Below are 18,847 nucleotides of genomic sequence, written 5' to 3' on the forward strand. Positions count from 1 at the left end.
TCAAAATCGGGTTCTTTGCTTATAGAAAGTGGTTGACCATCTTTAGGTTTCTTTTCCTGTTCCCTGAACCCAGCCTAAAAATCCATTCGGCTGAACAGAATCTTTTGCGATGGCATTCCAAGCTTTAACAACAACCGGCAAATAAGTATCTCTGTCGATCAAACCTTTGTTGATTCCATACGCCATTCCGTACACAAATAAAGCAGTTCCCGTCATTTCTTTTCCTCCGAAATTGGTAGGATCGTGCAAACTAGCGTTCCAAAAACCATCTTCTCTCTGAATCGGAAGCAACGCCGACAACAAGTCTTTGTAATCCTGTAAATATTCCTGATAATGAGGATCAGATTTTGGGGTATCTTCCAACGTACGCGCCAAAGCTGCAACTACCCAACCGTTTCCGCGACTCCAGTAGCAATCTTCACCATTTGGTTCTTTATAAGGCGGAACAAAGCTTTTGTCTCTCCACCAAAGCTTATCTTTTGGATTGTAAAGACCGTTTCCTCCGTGCTTATATTTTGTGAAGGCATACATTTCGTAATTTTTATCAAAATATTTTTGTTCACCTGTAACCTTACCCAATTTGGTAAAAAGAGGCATTCCCATTTGTAGCGCATCGATCCACCACCAATCATCTACTTTATTGGTCGCCATCATACTGTCGATGGAAGCTTTTACCAGTTTTATTCTTTCCGGATTTTTTTTACCATCGATTTGATAAAGATCCAAGTAGGTCTGTCCACAAGCCTGATTATCTGCATTTCGGGTATACGTGTCGCGCATCATGTCCCAATTGTGCTTTTCTGACCATGAAACGGCGTAATCATAATATTCCTTTTTGGGATCTACATTATATAAGGCCATTAATCCTTCATAATACACTGCACGTGTCCACAGATTGCTTGGCCAAACTTTTTTACCTACAATTTCTTTTCCCGTATCGGGCCATTTGTTCATGAAATATTGGTTGGCTCTTTCTGCAACTTCTAAAACTTCCTTTTTATTGGGAAGATCAACAGATTTTTTCTGAACCGAACACGAAGTCATTCCTCCGATAACCAGTGCAAAAAAGCTTGCTGTTAATAGTTTTTTCATAATATTTTATTTTTATTTTATATATTTCTTCAGTTCGCAGCTCTTTAAATTCTTAATCCCTTTCGTTACTAATTCTGCATTTAAGATTGCTCCTGCTTCGTTCGTATGAGTATGATCTTTCGGGAAGAAAGCTTTCACTTTTTCCTGTCCCATTTTTTGATATTTTTCGATCACCATTTCATTTAAATCAATAAAATAAGCTCCCGTTTGTTGTGCTACTTCTTGCGACCAAACGCCGTATTTATCTTTTTCTATTTTCCCGTTTTTATCAAAATCATTTCTGGGAATCGGAGAAACGATAATAGGAATTGCGCCTTTAGATTTTGCTTCATTTGCATATTTCCTCATGTAATATCCATAAGTATAGACGGTTTCGTTCACTTTACGGATCGGGTTGTAAATGTCTTTCGACTCATCTCCAATCCCTTTAATTGTCCCTCTTGCCCGTAAAGTATCTGCCAATTCACCGCCATCGTTATGACCAAACTGCATTAAAACATAATCGCCTTTTTTTATCGTTTTCATAATTGAATCCCAACGACCTTCCGTAAGAAATGTTCGGCTGCTTCTGCCACCTTTTGCGTGATTCTGAATTTCAATTTTATCAGTATTTACATATAAATTTATAAAACTTCCCCATCCCCAAAGTGAATCAGAACCTTTTCCTGAACCGTTTTGCACTGTGGAATCCCCAATAATGTACAGAACCGGTTTATTTTGAAGTTTTTGAAATGAAGCTCCTAAAAATATAACTAATAATACAAGCGGAAGAATGATTTTGGTTTTCATAAAATAATTTACTTTTTGGGAGTTATCGTGTAAATATTTGGTTTTGGAATTTCTTTCACCGATTCATCCAAATAATAATCGGTGTGTGGAGGCTGATTGTACCCTACATTTTGCCAAACAATACTCAAACGATATTGCGGATTATGCATCAAAGTATACAAACGGTGCTTCGTCGGAATTGTTGAAGTAAAAATTCGAAGTTCCTGATTATCCGAAGTTCTGCAAATTAATTCTTCACGCCAATCTCCAAATAAATCGGCAACTAAAGAAGGATTTTTCTTGGTTCCGTTGTTTGATTCACATTGAAAATCTTTAGCATCAAAAATAAGATTCGATTTCTCATTTTTCCAATCCCATTTTGATATGGAAGTTCCGTCTAAAATTTCGCTTAAAAAATCTCCATCCCAATAAATTCCCATATTAACAGACGGATTTTTTTCGCTAATTTTGTTTCCTTTGGCATCGTAAAGTCCTTTCACTCCTGCTCCTGCAGCCCAACATTCGGAACCTGCATAACGAGGATCAATATTTAATGATAATCCTCTTCCCGGACCTTGGAATTTGCTTTTTTCACTATACACTAAAGAAGGTAATTTCCATAAAACCTTACCTGTTTTTCCATCTCTGAAATGGGCACCTGCATCATCAAACCTCTCCTGAATATCAAAAATTTCCAATCCTGGATTTGATGGGTCTAAATCTCCGACATGTAAAGCATCGCCGTGACCGTAACCTGTACTGTTCAATACTTTTCCGTTGTCGTCGACCGTCATTGCGCCATAGATTATTTCGTCTTTTCCGTCGTTATCGACATCTGCAATGCTTAAATTATGATTTCCCTGTCCGCGATATTTTTTATTTTCTTCTGAACTTTCGGTATCAAACAACCATCTCAAACTAAGCTTTTTATCTTTATAATCCCAAGCTGCAATCGCTGTTCTTGTGTAATACCCTCTCGACATTACAAAACTCGGATGTTTACCATCTAAATAAGCTACCGCACCCAAAAATCGGTCTATACGATTTCCTTTTGCGTCGCCCCAAGTTTCGGTCATTTGTTCATCGGTTGGATTTAAACTCCCTGCAAATCTTGGAACCTGATAATTTACCGTATTAATTTCCTCACCTGTTTCGCCATTAAAAACCGTCAGATATTCTGGGCCGGAAAGGATAAATCCGTTTTCGTTAACGTAATTTTTTGTAGGATCTCCGATGAATTTACCTTTCGCATCTTTGCTTCCGTCTGCGGTTTTCATCACGATTTCGGCTTTACCGTCTTGGTCTAAATCGTATACCAAAAACTGTGTATAATGCGCTCCTTCTCTTATGTTTTTCCCTAAATTGATTTCCCATAAGAATTTCCCATTCATTTTATAAGCCTGAATAATCGGCTCATCCGTAATCCCTTTCTGACTGTTGTCGCGGGATTGTCCGGTTTGATGAAGGATGATTTCATACTCGCCATCTCCGTCGAGATCTGCAACAGAAACATCGTTTGGCGTGTAACCAGCCGGAGTTTTCAAGGGAATTGAAAAATAAGGTTTTTGATTAGCCACATATTTCGCAGAATCGTCATCTATTGTTTTATCCGAAGTGTTGGATTTCACGAAATAGGTGTAATTCTTTGCTTTGTCGGCTGTTTTATCTAAAAAGTTGGTTTCGTTGAGCAATGGCTTTTCATTGAGTTTTTTGCTCTTATTATTTTCAACCCGATAGAGATCAAACTGCGTGTTTTGAGGCTCTGTTCCGAGTAATCTCCAGCTCACAAAAACTCCAGATTCTGCGGGTGTAGCAACGATTCCTCTTTTCAGGTATTCCATTTGTCTTTGCGCGGAGAGTACCTGTGAGAAAAGAACTGAAGCTAAGATGAAATTAAATTTTATGTTCATAATTCCAGTATTATTTTAAAGTTTTGGCTGAAGCCAATTTTTTCACTTTAATTTGTAAACGGGCTTCCTTCGACAAGCTCAGGATAACATGCCCGTTTCTATTGATGTTCAATCCTTGTCAACGTTTTTGACCCTTGACAAGGATTTTTTCCGTTGAATCTCTCGCAGCCCGACCTGAGTGGAGCTCTTTTTGCCGCAGCGCAGCGGAGGCAAAAAAGCGGGAACGGAGGGCGGATTAAGCTGCCTAAATAAAATTTATTCTAATAATTCAATCGATTGCGCAGATTCAATTATTTATTTTATTTACTTTGTTTCAACAACCATTTCACCAATTCTTCTGCTCCCTGATAATTGGTAAAATCTGGAGTTAATTTTTTGCCATCGGTGTATTCGTTGTAGCACCATGGATCTCCCAACGCGAAAACCTTCCCTTTCCCGAATTTTGCAATGGCAGCAATGCTTTTGCCTTCTGCCGACAAAATCGCTTTTGCGGGTGATTTTACATCGATCGAGCTCACTTCTTTCATGTATAATTTTTGTGCGGAGAAAATTTCGTTTCCTGCAGGGACGTTCACTGCGCCTTGCTCGAACTCTCTTCCCTGAACTCGGTTATAACTGTCGTCGTTAAAATGGATTCCGAATTCTCCTGCCAATTTGTTGAAATGTTCGAATTCCGAATTTCCGTGATCGTTGCTCAATAAGACCAAAACACCACCTTTTTTAACCCATTCTGTCAAATTTTTGATGGTTGCAGGATCGATCAAATTTGCCTTCCCTCCAAAAGCTTCTTTATCGATATCCGGATCTACGATGATGTAAATATTGGTGTTTTTTAAATCTTTTTTGGTCGGAGCATTTTTAAGAGAACTGATTGTTGCGCCCTGTTTTGTGAACATTTCTCCCAACAAAGAAAATCCGCCGCTGGTCGTATCTTCCCAAGTGTAATGCCATGATTTTACTTCTCCAGTTTCTTTGTCTGCCTTTTTTTCGTTATTGAAAAAGTTATCCAACACGACTTTCGGTTTGTTTTGAGCATTGGAAAAACCAAATGTCAACACAGCTCCTAATGCGAATGTTTTTATTATGTTTTGTTTCATATTTTTTATTTTAATATTTAATTGAACCTGTTTTCTTTTTAATTATTATTGAACGCAAAGTTCGCAAATATTTTAAGTTACACAAAGGCGTTTGACTCCATCGAATCTGCGATTTCACTTAACAAAGAAAACAAAGTTTTTTAATTTGATAATAATAAAACTTATTTTGAGTAATATAACGGAATTAATTGAATTTCTCCATCCAAACCGGAAGGCTGAACTTTCCAATTGGAAGCATCAAAAGCTTTATAATCGATGTTTACGAAATTGATTTCGTTGTAATTTCGCCACGTTATTTTATTCTGATCCATGTATCGAATTCTGTTTGCCATTAAGTTACAAACTTCAATCTGAATGGTATTTTTACCTTTTTTAAGATATTTCCCGATGTTGATTTCAAAAGGAATGCTCCAGACAATTCCGGCTTCCTGACCGTTGACAATCACTTTTGCACTTTCGTACAATTTATCAAATTTTAAAAGATAATCGTCTGCATTTTTCTTTTTCAAATTTAAAGTTGTTGTGTAAACTCCTGTACCTGAAAAGCTTTGCGTTGCAGAATCTTGTGAAAAATTCGTCCAAGGTTCTAGTTTCTTTAAATTTCTGGATTTTGGAAATTCCGGACCGCCTTCTTTGAAACTTAATTGCCAAGATTGATCTAAAACGATTGGAGATTCTGTTTTCTCAAGATATTTCCATTTTGCGATCGAATTATCAACAGTTTCAGAGGTTTTTAAAATTAATGATTCTCCTGACTTTAATTGAATTCTTACGGAATTATTTTGCGTCTGCGCAACTCCAAAATCTCCATTTCCAGGATTCATTATCGTTGTTTGCTTTCCGGTATAATTAATCGGAACGAACTGATTGATTTCCTTTGAAGTGTGATTAACAATGTAATAATATTTTCCACCGTCAAACTGTCTTCTGACAAATTTTAATCCGGTGTCGGTTAACTTTTCTCTTTCGATTTTTAAATATTCTAAACCTTTCGCAACATCAGAAACTCAAAACAATTTTGCCTTTTCCGTATGTTGCAATTTTTATATTGTCACCCTGATTTTGAAACGGAATTTTATTCCATAAAGATTTTAACTGAGTTCTTCTTTTTTCAATTTCAAAGTTTCCGGGAATATCTTTTGGTTCGTTTTGAAAAATAATTGAAGCGCCATTTTGAGCTAATTCCAGCATATTATTCAAAGTCGTTTCCGGTAAATACGTCAATTCAGGAATAATTAAAACCTGATAAGAAGCTTCATTATTTTTTGTCTGGATTTTCTGATTTTCAGATTTCGCTTCACCAATCATTTTGTCGGAAACCATGTCCAGAGAATATCCCAGTTTGCCCAATTTCACTAAATCACCATAAAACGGAGTCGGTTGCAGCCATTTTTCAATATTATGAACTTTAAAGGCAACATCTTTCCCTTTCGGACTTGACCATTGATCGTAAATTGGCCAATACATCAAGACTTCGTTATCAGATTTTCCGCTCTGTAAAACACTTTGCGTGCGTTCAACATAGGAATTTAATCCCATCAAATGTGGCCAAAGACTATTTTCGGGAACAAAATTCGTCGAAGCATAAAACAACCATCCCGGAAAAGGAACATCAGTCGGCGTATAAGTCGTTCCGTGATAAAAAACGTGATTGATTCCCGATAAAAAAACCTGTTCCACTTCGGGTTTTGCTTGCGACCAAGAGGTTTTAAAATGTTCAGTCAACCATGTAAAAGTCTCGTTGGAGATCAGTTTTTTGCCTGTAACATTTGCAGCCGATGACGCAAATTTCAGCATATTAATATCCGGAATGTCGGATTTCTGTACATCTGCGCTATCTCTTCTCAAACCCGGAATATCAAAAACGGTACTTCCGAAAGTTTCAGATTCAGGAATATCAACTGCAGCATATAAATCCAGCAAATTTCCGGGTGAACCGTGTGCCTGATTTGTATTTTTTGACTTTTTAGAATGCGCCCATTTTGTGAAATTATCCGTAAAATTGTGTAAAATCAGTTCATTAAGCGTTTCTCTGTAGTCTGATTTTATTCTTCCTGCGATTTCATTTTCTTCTTTACCGACAAGATATTTGATGTACGGACTTACATCGTACCCTCTTCTTTTCTTAAATTCATCTTTAAAATCAGGAGTCCAATCGGCATTGTAAACTTCGTAACTATCATTAAAAAAAGAACGGACTCCATAATTCGAATTTCCAAAAGCCTTATCGAAAGTTTTAAAATAATCAACAATAGCGACAGGCGAAAAATGATCTAAAGTATACCCTTCTCCACCCGGAGCGGCACGTTTTACCTTTTGTAAAGTTTTACCTGTAAAAACTGCGTAAATCGTCCACTTTCCTGAATCCGGTTTCCAGTTGAGAGAACCGTCGTTCGACACTTTATCGGTTAAAACAACGGCTTCATTTTTGTCATTGTAAGCCGTTACAATATCTAATTTTGTGGTCTTTAAATCTTTCTGTTTTTCATCATTCAAAACAATTTTTTCTAAAAATTTTTCACCTGATGAAATTATGTACGTCTGGACAATCATTTTTGTAGCAGCATCCTGTTCATCAACTTGTGGACCACCGATTGGCCAACCTGTTCCGACCGCCATATCAACACCCATATTCAGAGTTTTTGCTTTATTCGTAGTGAATTGAAGCATTTTCATCCATTCGGGAGAAAGATATTGTATGTATTTATTTTCAAATCCTTTTGCGCCGTAAATGGGGACGATTTCTACTCCACCAAAACCTGCTTTATTAAGTGTTATCAATTGTTTATCCAATCCTTTTTCGTCAACAGCATTTCCCATCCACCACCAACGCGTCCATGGTTTTGCGGTTTCTGTAGTTTTTGGCCAAGGATTTTGTGCAGAAAGATTTCCGAAGGCAAAACAGATGAGACTGAGACTGACTATATTTTTAATTTTCATTTTTACTTATTTAATTTAACCACAAAAGATTTTACACTTAAGTCTAATTGAAGTTAACTACTAAACTTTTCAGAAGAACACTTAAGTTTTTGAAACTCTTTGATTTTCTATTAAAGTGAACTTTTTTATTTTCAATCATTTAAACTTTAAAAACTTAAGTGTTTTAAAGTGTTAAACTACAAAATTCTGAATTTTCAATTTCCATCAGGTTTTAAAGATTCCATAAAAATACTTTCCGGCCAATGAAATTTTTCAACTGCATCAGGTTTATTTGGATCAAAACTTTTATAATTCTTTGAAACAAATTTACTCAAAGGCAACTTTTGATCTACGATACTTTTCACGACACATTTTGCCAATTCATAAGCTCCATACGTATTAAAATGGGTATCATCCGCCAAAGCATTCGGTTGGTTGGGATAAGAATTTGCGGGATAATACACAAATGCTTTCTTAGAATTTTCCGGTCCCATTGCTTCAAACAGCGTTTTGCTCATCGCATTTAAATCGATTAAATCAACTTTCTCTTCCTTTGCAATTTCTCGCATCGCATCAGGAAAATCATCCAAAGTATTGACAATTTTATTATGTTCATCGAAAACATGTCGGTTCATCGAAGTAACCAAAACAGGAATTGCTCCTAATTGTTTGGCTTTCTGTATCCATTCTGTTAATCTTTTTCTATAACCGGACTTATTACTGTTTCCATATTTCTGGTCATTGTGCCCAAATTGGATGAACAGATAATCTCCTGGTTTTATCTTATTCCAAATCTTATCAATTCGGTGGCGGTCTTCAAAGGCTTTCAACGTTTCTCCGCTTTCGGCATAATTAGCAATCACGACTTCTTTCGGAACGAAAAAATACGGCAACATCTGTCCCCAAGAAGCCCATGGTTCGTACTGCGCATCAACAACGGTGGAATCTCCTGTAATATAAATTGTTTTTGCTGTTTTATTGGGTTGAATGGTTAAAGCACAAACTTTTGGAGCTTTATCATTAAATTCAATCGTCAATAAATTATCCCAGTGTAAATATTTTGTTTCTCTCGGTTTTAATTTTACAATCCCGATTTTCTCTCCGTTTTGATTGCGAATGATACTGTCTTTAACATGAACGGTTATTGTTTTTTCGACAATTTCGCCTTCTTTTGTTTTCACATCATCCAACATCAGACGGCGATTTTCTACACGAACCGTTGTTTCCGAAGTTCCTTTTGTATCGCCTAAACTTAGTTTAATATCATAATTTCCTTCAGGAATTGCCACCGAAAAATAGAAAGGTTTGTCGCTTGTAATATAATCTCCCGTCAAAGCATTTCCTCCATTGTCAACAGATTTTAAACCGGAAATATCCATAAATCCGTAACCGATTTTTTTATCAAATTTCGAAGTTGAAGTGACAGGAATAAACCCCTTCTCTGTTCTGCTTCCTCCAAAATCAAACTTGAAAGTCGTTTGTTGAGCAAACATCAACGAACAAATAAAAAGCATTAAAAATCCTATTCTCTTTTTCATAATTAATCCGTTAAAATATTTTCTTTCGGCATTGTAAACTGTGTCTTTTCATTGCCCAAGTCCGGCAATCCGAAATAGAAATACAGCGTTCTTTTAAAGCTTCCATTAAGATGATTCAGCTCGCTTTCCTTTCCTAAAGATTCGGTTTTATCGTTAATGTTAAAAGCTAAAACAGTTCCCAAAGGCGGAATGGCATCCAAAAATGAAACATTTCCGCTCGGTAATTTCGGATAACCTTCCGCTCCATAAATTCCGTAAAAGTCAAAAAGTCTTACAAACATCTTTTCTTCTTTTGTTCCAATCGTAATTTTGCCTTCTGCTGTATTGAGTTGCAACCAAGAAATATCATCGAAATAACCTTTAAATTCAGGATAAATCCAAGGTGAAGAACCCGTTCTGGTTGAGTTTTTCAAATTCTGCCAAACGTTATGAGTTTGTCCCTGTAAACGGTTTTTCCAAACGTGATAAGGTCCTTTTCCCAGCCATTTTGCGTTAATCACATAATTTTCAGGATAATCAAAACTTACGCCTGCAAACTGATAGTCTCCCGAAAGAGAATATTCATAATCGAGTTCTAAAATTCCATTGGGATTCAATTTCCAGACAGCTTTTTTTCCGTCTTTGTATGAAACTTCTATGAGTTGATTTTTCCCTTCTGCTAAAGATTTAATAGAAGATAATTCTGCTTTTCCGTTTACGAAAACAGGTCCGTTGCGGAAAGTCATTTTCTTACCTTTTTTATCTAAAATGACTGACTTTAATAAGCCATCTTTTTTCCCAAATGAAAATTCTTTTTCATCTGACTTTAAAATAAATAATGAATCATTTTCCGTAACAGAAACCGGAAATTCTTTGGTTAAAGTTTTCTGAAACTGTTTTGAAATTTCATCATTGGAAGAAATTTTCCAAGTCCATGTATAGATTTCCTTTCCTAACGAATCGGTTGCAGTTAGCATTAATGCTTCACTTTCTTTCCAGTTTGATGGAAGATTCAAATTAATATTTCCCTTTTCAATCGGTTGAATATTCGGAGATGCTGCTTTTCCTTTTTGAATAATATCAAATCCTGATTCGGAAGAAAATGATGTTTTAAATTTCACCAATTTCCATTCAAATTGACAATCCTTTAAATTGGTAAAATGATATCGATTTTCTACAGGAATCGTTCCATTAAAATCATTCGGAAGCGTTTTTAAATTAACTTTTACCGGACTGTAAATTTCGCGGATCGCATAAAAACTACCCTCTTTTTCACGATGCGGACCAACAACTCCATCCGGAGCATTGATGGCATTTACATCGATCTGATTGTTAAAATCGGTTCTCACTAAACCTTCATCCGCAAACGCCCAAAGAAAACCTCCCGCTCCTTTTTTGGAATTCCAGTGGAGTTCCCAATAATCGGCTAGAGAAGTTCCGCCGCCACCATCATCTTGCGCGTGCAAAAACTCGGTCGGCATATAAATATTTTCTCCTTCGAGGATTTTTTGTGTGCTGTAATAATCTTCGTAATGATTGCAATCAATTCCGTTGAAAGCATTTCCCGGCTTGTGATGCGCGTGAATTACAGGTCGATTTGACAAGTCATATTTCGCGAATTCTGCATCCATATCAAAATTATGTCCGCCTTCGTTTCCGTTGCTCCAAAAAATGATTGACGGATGATTGGCATCTCTTGTAACCATTTCTCTGACAAGCTTTTTACCAACTTCCGTACTGTATTTTTTTTGCCAACCCGCCAATTCATCCAAAACATACAATCCCAACGAATCGCAAATCTGTAAAAACGATTTATTCGGTGGATAATGAGAACAACGAACGGCATTCATATTCATTTCTTTGATGAGCTGAACATCCATCAAATCGATGTTTTTATTGACAGCTCTCCCCGTTTCCGGCCACCAAACGTGTCGGTTGATGCCTTTCATTTTGATTTTCGTTCCGTTGATGTAAATTCCGTCACCTTTTCGGATTTCAATCGTTCGGAAACCGAATTTTTCTTCGGTTTGATCGATCTCTTTTTTGTTTTTCTTTACACTGAATTTTGCTTTGTATAAATTCGGAGTTTCGGCTGTCCAGAGTTTCGGATTTTTAATGGAGAATTGTATTTGTTTTAAAGTATCTCCTTTTTGAATATTAATCTGAGATTCGCCGACGAGAATATTTTTAGCATCAAATAACTCTACTTTTAAATTATTGACTGATTCAATTCCTTTTAAATAAATATTTGACCGAAAAGTTCCATCGGCTTTTGCATCAATTGATGTCGATGAGATGTTTTCTTTTGAATTAGCTTCCAAATAAACAGGTCTGAAAATCCCTCCCAAAATCCAGTAATCCGCAAGTCGTTCTGCATTGTTCACTGATTTGTCGGCGGACATTTTTGAAACTTTAACCTCAAGAATATTTTCTTTTCCAAAGATTAATTTATCGGAAATATCATATTTAAATTCATAAAAAGCGCCTTGATGAATTTCGCCTGCCAATTTTCCATTGATTTTTACTTCGGTGTCGGTCATCGAACCTTCGAAAACGATGTTAATTGATTTTCCTTTCCATGAATTTGGAATAAGAAATTTATGCTTGTAAAGACCTACCTCATCATTAAATTTGAAATTCTTGCCATACGTCACATAATCTCTTCCGTAATTATATGAACCAAATCCCTGCTGTTCCCATTGCGAAGGAACCTGAATTTTGTTCCAACTTCCGGATTTTCTCCCTCCATTAATCCAAAAATCCCATTCTTTTGTATGCTCAGAATCTTTCCCGCTCAGGAATCGGATTTCCTTGCTTTGAGAATGCCATAATTGTGAGCATAAACATAATAGAACGAATATTTTGGAAGAATAATTCATTATTTTTTGCCTTCGTCAGAATCGTCTTTTTTGTCGTATGATTGACCTAAAGAAGCGACTTGGGTAACATTTACTTTAATTTTTTTCAAATTTTGAATCGCATCTAAGTTTTCCTCTTTAGGTTTTAATGCTTTAATCTTTAAGTTTTCAAAGGTGAAATCTTTCAACTCGTACAAGTCAGATTTTTCAATATCAAAAGCCGTTTCACAACTGATGTCGATATTTTTTAAGACGATATTATTTGCTAATCTCTTTTTCGGTGCTTCTTCTCCTTTCAAATCAAAAAACTGACTCCAGCCTTTTACAAATAAGAAAGTTTTTACGTTTCCTTTGATATTATCTAATGTGATATACTCATAATGTTGTGGTGTATCGGGACGCATTTTCAAGTGTAATAATCTTGAAGCCTCATTCACTGTTGAGTTTCTGAAAATGATATTGTAATTGTGAATCGATTCGCTACCGCAAGTCAATGCAGAATGACAGAATCCGAAAGTGTTATTTTCGATGATGATGTTTCTGTTTTCTCCATTTTCAGGGGCTTTATCGGCTTTCGGACCTTTTCCACCTTTTAATGCAATTGCGTCGTCGTTTACTGATAAATAACAGTTTTTAACCAAGAAATTAGAACAAGCATCGATGTCGATTGCATCTGTACTTGGCGCTTTTACCGGTTCTTTCGGAGCTAAAATTGTTAAATTCAACAATTTTACGAATTGACTTTTATAATAATGAGTACTCCAGAAAGGTGAATTTTTTACGGTAATATCTTCAATCTGAACATTTTTAGAATTTGAAATATAAATAATTCTCGGTCTCATTTCGTCCATATTGGTGCATTTGGGATTCCACTCGCGTCTTTTCCAGAATGATTTCCAGAAACGTAAACCATTTCCGTTAAGCGTTCCTTTTCCTGAAATCGTAAAACCATCCAATCCATCAGCATTTACAAGCGCCGGAAAATATTTTACCGTTTGTCCTTCCATTCTTGTTGTGACCACCGGAAAATCATTAATATCATCGCTTCCTTTTAAAACCGCTCCTTTTTCTAAATGTAAATGGGTTCCTTGTTTAAAGAAAATAGAACTTATCAGGAATGTCCCTTTTGGAACGATGATAACACCTCCCCCATTTTTAGCTGCGTTATCAATAATCGCCTGAACTTCTTTCGTCTGAAGAATCGTACTGTCATTTTTAACTCCAAAATCCGTAAGAATATATTTCTTTCCTAATTTGTTGATGTCCGTAGGTTTATTATTTTTAAACCATTCGGGAATTTTAGTTCCATCAGGGAATAAATCCTGACTTTTCACATTTGATGAAAATATAAAAAGTGCGAAAAGAGATAATATAAAGTTTGATGTATTTTGAAATTTCATAATTATTTTCAGTAAATCCTGAATTTATTTAATTAAACTAATTAACAAAAATAAAAATATACATTTTGGGTGCTTGTAGCATCCTGCTCTTTCATGTTAGGTGAAGAACACAATTTTAATCCCGCATTCCCACCCAAAACTTTTTTATCTTTGTTAAAGAAAACAGACGGATTAATATTGTAAATTCCAGTAACTAATAAAACCAGATGAAAACCTTTTCCCTTTCAACGCACAGCAAGCTTTTCTCTGTTCCGGAGAGCAAAAAAGACTATCTTTTTGTGGGATCTTCGAATCAGCCCTATCATGAAGAGCCGTATCGCGCAGAAAGTTATGCCATTGCGTATATCAAAGAGGGAACAGTAAAATTGACTGCAGGATTGTCTTCATGGATGGTTGACGGACCTTCGATTATTACGTTGGGACCTTCTGTCATCAGATATTTTACGAAAACCAACGAGCTCTTAAATATGGATGTTATCTTTTTTAAAGATACATTTTTGCTGGAGCGTCATCCCGATCTTTTTTTTCTTTTTAAATATGATTTTTTCGGGAATAATGGACTTCACGTTTTGCCGTTAAAGGAATCTTATTACACAAAAATCAACAAAATCTTTGAGCTGATCCAGTTGACACAGCTGAGAAATGAATATCACGGAAGTGAGCTTGTCCGCAACTATATTTTTGCCTTAGTCTATGAAATCGATACCTATTACAGACAATTAGGTTCAGAAATTTCGTCGATTAACGGACAGCATCCTCTTTTTACTAAATTTCGGCAGCTTTTGAGTAAAAATTATATGAATGAACATAAATTGGATTTTTACGCCAAACATCTTTATATGACTCCGAAATCTTTTTCTGCTGCCATTAAAAAATACACCGGAAGATCGGCAGGAAAATGGATCGACGATGCCGTAATTTTGGAAGCCAAAGTTTTACTTCAAAACAAAACATTAACCGTTTCTCAAGTCAGCGATGTATTGAATTTTTCCGACCAATCTGTATTTGGGAAGTTTTTCCGTGCGAATACCGGTGTTTCTCCTGTAGAGTACAGAAAAAAACTCGACTGAAATTAGTTTACCTTTTCCAAAATAAGCTATTTCGACGAATATCAAGGGTAAACCACCTACTTTAACGGGTTATTTTGTAGGAATTTTGTCTAATGAAAATTTAAATAAAAATTTGAATCATGACAAAATCAATACCTTACAGTTTGTCGCTTGAGAAGAGACAGATTGTTACCGAAAAATTACGTTCATCAGTTTTCGTTTTTTGGATGTGTGCTTTTTTGTTGCTTCCAATAACCATCGTTGCACAAAATAGCACAGAACAAAAATATCAGCTTACCCTTTCTGAAGCCGTACAATTGGCAAAACGCCAAAATCAATCGGTTCAGGCAGCAAATATCGAAGAAAATGCAGTTGATGAAGACCGTAAAGATGTTTATAAAAGTGCTTTACCTGTTATCAACGCAGGAAGTTCGTATCAACGGTTTTCAAATCTTATCTTATTTACAGACGGACTGAATCATTCGACTTCGGGATCAAGAAAACCGACTCCCAATTCTGCCAATCTGGGAATTGATGTATCATTCAATATTTATAGTGGTGGGAAGCAAAAAGCGTTGCAAAACGAACAAAATTCACGTTTAAAATTAGCCAAATTAAATACGCTTGATACCTCAGGAAATGCAGCTTTTCAAACAGCGAGTGAATATCTTGAATTACTGAAACTTAATGAATCTCAGAAATTTATTTTAGATCAGCTTAAAAGAGCTCAGATAAGACTGGAAAATATTAATTCGTTATATAAAAATCAAAAAGTGACCAAAAGTGACGTTCTTCGTGCACAAGTTATCTTATCGAATGTCGAGCTTTCTTTGCAGCAAAATCAAAATGATATTGGCATTACGAATCAAAAACTCATTGTTTTAATGGATCTGCCCGATTCTATAAAATTATCCCCGATTGATTCTGCAGGAATTTCAAAACCCGAAATCAATTCTCTTTTACCGCTTATTGAAAGAACGGAAAGCTCTTCTTTCAGCATACAAAAATCAGCAGAAAATGTGGAATTGCAGCGTACAAAAGTGAAAACTGTTCAAAGTAACAATATGCCAAGTCTTAGTTTTTTCAGTGCTTATGGGTTGAATTATCCTAATTATTTATTCTTTCCGCCTGTGGATCAGGCGTATGCTATTGGTTTTGTTGGATTGAAACTGCAATATAATATTTCATCAATTTATCAGAATAAAAACAAACTGACTGCCGCAAAAATGCGTGTAAAAGAATTAGAATTAATTCAGAAAGAAAATACTCACATTATTAATTCGCAGATTAAGGCGTATTACATTAAATATGAGGAAGCGCTTAACCGAATTTCGGTCAACGAAAAATCTGTAGAACAGGCAAAAGTGAACTACAGAATCGTGAATACAAAATATTTAAATCAGCTTGCATTATTAACGGATTTACTAGACGCAGACAACCTTTATCAGGAATCAAGATTAAATCTCGTAAAAGCACAAACCGATGCATTGACGATCTACTATCATATTTTATATACAAGTGGAAATTTATAACAGAAAAAAATTAAAGAATAAAGCCATGAAAAAAAATAATTATACAAGACATCCCGGCAATATTATTATTAAAATTGCAGCTATCATTCTGGTAATCGCAAGTACCGTGTATTTTTTTAATTATTTAAAAAACAGCAAAAATTACGAAGAAACGAACGATGCACAGGTAGAATCTTACATTAATCCTGTTTCGGCAAGAGCGGGAGGATATATTGAGAAAGTTCTTTTTAATGAGCATCAATTCGTGAAAAAAGGCGATACATTGGTTATATTGGATAACAGCGAATATCTCGCTCAATTACAGTCTGCTGAAGCGGCTTTTGACGATTCCTACAGTCAATTGGCGGTTCTTTCTGCGACTATTCATTCCGCTGAATCGGGGACGCAAATCAATCGTGATCAGATAAAAGGCGCTCACGCAAAATATGTTCAGCAACAACAGGATATCCGACGTTATGAAAATCTTGTGAGCGAAGAAGCCGCAACAGGAGCAGAAACTTGAGCAGGTAAAAGCGCGTTATGACGTATCGGAAAGTGATTACAGCGCTGCACAAAATGGTCTTCGAACCAACGAAGCCAAAATCTCAGAGCTCAGAACTCATTTTGCCCTTCTTCAAGCCGATATTAAAAGAAAAGAAGCTGCGTTGAAGCTCGCAAGACTTAATTTATCTTATACTATCATCAAAGCTCCCTATTCCGGAAGACTGGGACGCAAGAATATTCTGGAAGGACAACAGATACAGTCTGGACAGCCATTGGTGAGCATTATTAATGAAAAAGAAAAATGGATTACGGCAAATTTTAAAGAAACCCAAGTTGAAGATATGTATATCGGACAACCTGCAGAAATAAAACTGGACGCCATAAACGGTAAAATTTTTAAAGGAAAAATTGTCGCGATTGCAGGTTCTACAGGCTCGAAGTTTTCACTTTTACCGCCTGATAATTCGACGGGGAATTTTGTTAAAATTATTCAGCGAGTACCCGTGAAAATTGAGTTTTCAGATAAAAATGCGCAGCGAATTGTTGCAGGGATGAATGTCACTGTTTCCGTTAAAAAAAGATCTTAATTATGAAATCAATTTATTTTAAAAACTGGACGACAGGCTGGAAATGGGCAACCCGTATCATGCTGTTTTTCTTGCTTTTATCAGGCTTAGCACAATTGGGAATGTTTGTTTTTACTCAAAATTATCTGGTTTCGTATTTGGGAGCTCAACCGGAAGACATTTGGTTTGCCGTAATGGCAACTTATGCAGGAATTATCACGATTTTACCGATACAATTTCGATTTTTAAGGTATTTTGAAACAAGAAGTTATCTGCTGTTTAATATTGTGATTACGATTATCCTTAATATTGTCTGCCTTTATTGTCAGGATATTTTTTTATTTTTTGTGATCCGATTTTTGCAGGGGATTTTTGCGGGAAATGTGATTGTCTGTTCATTAACACTGGTTTTTTCATCTTTGGCTCCAGAACGTGTAAGACCTGTCGGTTCCGCTGTCTTTTATGGAACAATGCTTAGCAATACAGTTTTAATTGCGTTGGTTGCGGGAGTTGTTGTTGAATCATTCGACTGGAAATTCACTTATTATTGTCTGATTTTATTTCAGGTTTTCATGTTGGCTTTGGTTTTATTGATGTTAAAACGAAAATCGGGGATCAAAAAATATCCTTTGTATCAAATCGATTGGTCGGGAATGGCCATCTTTGCGTTCACGGCGCTCTCTGTGGCTTATACGGTTCTTTATGGCTCAAAATATTATTGGTTTGAAGATTCCCGGATTTGCTGGAGTGCTTTTTTTGGAGCAATCGGACTTATCTTATTCATTTACAGACAGTACATTGTAAAAAGACCTGTCGTGAATCTTGATGTTTTTAAATCACGTAATTTCCTTATCGGATTGTGTCTGTTGGCGATCTATTACGGAGGAAAAGACAGCATGAATCTCATCTACAATTACGCCGGAGGAATCCTGAAATGGAGCACATTGGATGTCATTTTACTCACGGCTACCAATTTAGCAGGAATCGTAATTTTCTTAGTGTTTTCGATTCGTTTAATTGTTGTAAAAAAGATTTCCGTGACTGTTTTTTTTGCTCCGGGATTTGCTTTATTGGGTGGATTTAATCTGTGGATGTCTTTTTTCTTAACACCGGATTTATCTTTTACAGATCTGTTTTTACCGGTATTTTTGCAGGGTGCGGCATCGGGACTTTTGTTTGTACCTATTATGATTTATGTACTTTCATCCGCTCCAGTTCATACAGGAACAACAGGTTTGATTATCGCTGCTTATACTCGTTTTACGGCAACTTTAAACTCATTTGCGGGATTTTATAATCTGCAGTTGTATTTTAATCAATATTTTAAAGAAGGATTTTTAGGATCAATCACGTCAGAGAATCAAAATACAATAGATCGTCTGAATTCGTATAAAAATCTGTATATTTCAAAAGGTTTTTTACAAGATCAGGCTGCAGCATTGGCGAATTCATCCATTGCGCAAAATCTGGCACAACAAAGTCAGCTTTTGACCAATCGGGCAATCTTCATGTTATTTGGAATTGGATTGTTGTTGATCGCTCTTTTAATCATAATAATCCCTCCTATTCATAAGAAACTGATCGTTTTTAAGAATCACAGTATATTAAAATTTCGTTTGACTACATTCAAAAACATTCATTAATATTACAAATCAT

The 18,847-nt window shown here is 35.9% G+C and carries 14 protein-coding genes; 5 read left to right on the forward strand and 9 right to left on the reverse strand.

What is annotated here, in order from left to right; all coding sequences use genetic code 11:
* Window positions 1–42: 42 nt before the first annotated feature.
* The 9 genes from J3D55_RS15090 to J3D55_RS15130 all read right to left on the reverse strand — a co-directional run bounded on the left by J3D55_RS15090 (window position 43) and on the right by J3D55_RS15130 (window position 13,561).
* Window positions 43–1,092: a glycoside hydrolase family 88/105 protein gene (locus J3D55_RS15090; protein ID WP_259132324.1), complete on the reverse strand. Its 1,050-nt coding sequence runs from the start codon at window positions 1,090–1,092 to the stop codon at window positions 43–45.
* A gap of 12 nt (window positions 1,093–1,104) precedes the next feature.
* Window positions 1,105–1,881, reverse strand: coding sequence for a rhamnogalacturonan acetylesterase (locus J3D55_RS15095; protein ID WP_259132325.1), 777 nt, complete (start codon window positions 1,879–1,881; stop codon window positions 1,105–1,107).
* An 8-nt stretch (window positions 1,882–1,889) separates the two neighbouring features.
* The gene (locus J3D55_RS15100) at window positions 1,890–3,770 is read right to left on the reverse strand and encodes a rhamnogalacturonan lyase (protein ID WP_259132326.1); all 1,881 of its coding nucleotides are present in this window, start codon (window positions 3,768–3,770) and stop codon (window positions 1,890–1,892) included.
* Between the two features lie 299 nt (window positions 3,771–4,069).
* Window positions 4,070–4,867 (reverse strand): DUF4350 domain-containing protein, encoded by a 798-nt coding sequence (locus J3D55_RS15105; protein ID WP_259132327.1) that lies wholly within the window; start codon window positions 4,865–4,867, stop codon window positions 4,070–4,072.
* 161 nt (window positions 4,868–5,028) lie between these two features.
* A complete protein-coding gene (locus tag J3D55_RS15110; RefSeq protein ID WP_259132328.1) occupies window positions 5,029–5,691 on the reverse strand; it encodes a glycosylhydrolase-like jelly roll fold domain-containing protein in 663 nt (220 codons plus the stop codon).
* Between the two features lie 175 nt (window positions 5,692–5,866).
* Complete coding sequence (locus J3D55_RS15115; protein ID WP_259132329.1) at window positions 5,867–7,807, reverse strand: glycosyl hydrolase; 1,941 nt, start codon at window positions 7,805–7,807, stop codon at window positions 5,867–5,869.
* Between the two features lie 194 nt (window positions 7,808–8,001).
* Window positions 8,002–9,324 carry a rhamnogalacturonan acetylesterase gene (locus J3D55_RS15120; protein WP_259132330.1) on the reverse strand — a complete coding sequence of 441 codons (1,323 nt, stop codon included), beginning with the start codon at window positions 9,322–9,324 and terminating at the stop codon, window positions 8,002–8,004.
* Window positions 9,325–9,326: 2 nt separating this feature from the next.
* Window positions 9,327–12,182 carry a glycoside hydrolase family 2 protein gene (locus tag J3D55_RS15125; RefSeq protein ID WP_259132331.1) on the reverse strand — a complete coding sequence of 952 codons (2,856 nt, stop codon included), beginning with the start codon at window positions 12,180–12,182 and terminating at the stop codon, window positions 9,327–9,329.
* Window positions 12,182–13,561, reverse strand: a complete 1,380-nt coding sequence (locus J3D55_RS15130) for a rhamnogalacturonidase (RefSeq protein ID WP_259132332.1) — start codon at window positions 13,559–13,561, stop codon at window positions 12,182–12,184. Before J3D55_RS15130 ends, J3D55_RS15125 begins: the two co-directional genes overlap by 1 nt.
* Before the next feature lie 206 nt (window positions 13,562–13,767).
* Between J3D55_RS15130 and J3D55_RS15135 the strand changes: the two genes are divergently transcribed.
* The 5 genes from J3D55_RS15135 (at window position 13,768) to J3D55_RS15155 (ending at window position 18,834) form a co-directional block, all read left to right on the forward strand.
* On the forward strand, window positions 13,768–14,631 hold the full coding sequence (locus J3D55_RS15135) for a helix-turn-helix domain-containing protein (protein WP_259132333.1): 864 nt from the start codon (window positions 13,768–13,770) through the stop codon (window positions 14,629–14,631).
* Between the two features lie 119 nt (window positions 14,632–14,750).
* Window positions 14,751–16,142 carry a TolC family protein gene (locus J3D55_RS15140; RefSeq protein WP_259132334.1) on the forward strand — a complete coding sequence of 464 codons (1,392 nt, stop codon included), beginning with the start codon at window positions 14,751–14,753 and terminating at the stop codon, window positions 16,140–16,142.
* A gap of 25 nt (window positions 16,143–16,167) precedes the next feature.
* Window positions 16,168–16,644 (forward strand): HlyD family secretion protein, encoded by a 477-nt coding sequence (locus J3D55_RS15145; protein WP_259132335.1) that lies wholly within the window; start codon window positions 16,168–16,170, stop codon window positions 16,642–16,644.
* Window positions 16,645–16,786: 142 nt separating this feature from the next.
* Window positions 16,787–17,212: an HlyD family secretion protein gene (locus tag J3D55_RS15150; protein ID WP_510185684.1), complete on the forward strand. Its 426-nt coding sequence runs from the start codon at window positions 16,787–16,789 to the stop codon at window positions 17,210–17,212.
* Window positions 17,213–17,214: 2 nt separating this feature from the next.
* A complete protein-coding gene (locus J3D55_RS15155) occupies window positions 17,215–18,834 on the forward strand; it encodes an MFS transporter (RefSeq protein WP_259132336.1) in 1,620 nt (539 codons plus the stop codon).
* The last annotated feature ends 13 nt before the right edge of the window (window positions 18,835–18,847 follow it).

The sequence above is a fragment of the Chryseobacterium ginsenosidimutans genome (assembly GCF_024807225.1).
GTDB classification, from domain to species: domain Bacteria; phylum Bacteroidota; class Bacteroidia; order Flavobacteriales; family Weeksellaceae; genus Chryseobacterium; species Chryseobacterium ginsenosidimutans.

What these genes read in the sequence shown, in the direction of transcription:
- J3D55_RS15125 (WP_259132331.1), bottom strand. Translation starts at nt 12,182, where the DNA reads ATGAATTATTCTTCCAAAATATTCGTTCTATTATGTTTATGCTCACAA.
- J3D55_RS15100 (WP_259132326.1), bottom strand. Translation starts at nt 3,770, where the DNA reads ATGAACATAAAATTTAATTTCATCTTAGCTTCAGTTCTTTTCTCACAG.
- J3D55_RS15140 (WP_259132334.1), top strand. Translation starts at nt 14,751, where the DNA reads ATGACAAAATCAATACCTTACAGTTTGTCGCTTGAGAAGAGACAGATT.
- J3D55_RS15090 (WP_259132324.1), bottom strand. Translation starts at nt 1,092, where the DNA reads ATGAAAAAACTATTAACAGCAAGCTTTTTTGCACTGGTTATCGGAGGA.
- J3D55_RS15145 (WP_259132335.1), top strand. Translation starts at nt 16,168, where the DNA reads ATGAAAAAAAATAATTATACAAGACATCCCGGCAATATTATTATTAAA.
- J3D55_RS15105 (WP_259132327.1), bottom strand. Translation starts at nt 4,867, where the DNA reads ATGAAACAAAACATAATAAAAACATTCGCATTAGGAGCTGTGTTGACA.
- J3D55_RS15110 (WP_259132328.1), bottom strand. Translation starts at nt 5,691, where the DNA reads ATGAATCCTGGAAATGGAGATTTTGGAGTTGCGCAGACGCAAAATAAT.
- J3D55_RS15155 (WP_259132336.1), top strand. Translation starts at nt 17,215, where the DNA reads ATGAAATCAATTTATTTTAAAAACTGGACGACAGGCTGGAAATGGGCA.
- J3D55_RS15120 (WP_259132330.1), bottom strand. Translation starts at nt 9,324, where the DNA reads ATGAAAAAGAGAATAGGATTTTTAATGCTTTTTATTTGTTCGTTGATG.
- J3D55_RS15115 (WP_259132329.1), bottom strand. Translation starts at nt 7,807, where the DNA reads ATGAAAATTAAAAATATAGTCAGTCTCAGTCTCATCTGTTTTGCCTTC.
- J3D55_RS15130 (WP_259132332.1), bottom strand. Translation starts at nt 13,561, where the DNA reads ATGAAATTTCAAAATACATCAAACTTTATATTATCTCTTTTCGCACTT.
- J3D55_RS15095 (WP_259132325.1), bottom strand. Translation starts at nt 1,881, where the DNA reads ATGAAAACCAAAATCATTCTTCCGCTTGTATTATTAGTTATATTTTTA.
- J3D55_RS15135 (WP_259132333.1), top strand. Translation starts at nt 13,768, where the DNA reads ATGAAAACCTTTTCCCTTTCAACGCACAGCAAGCTTTTCTCTGTTCCG.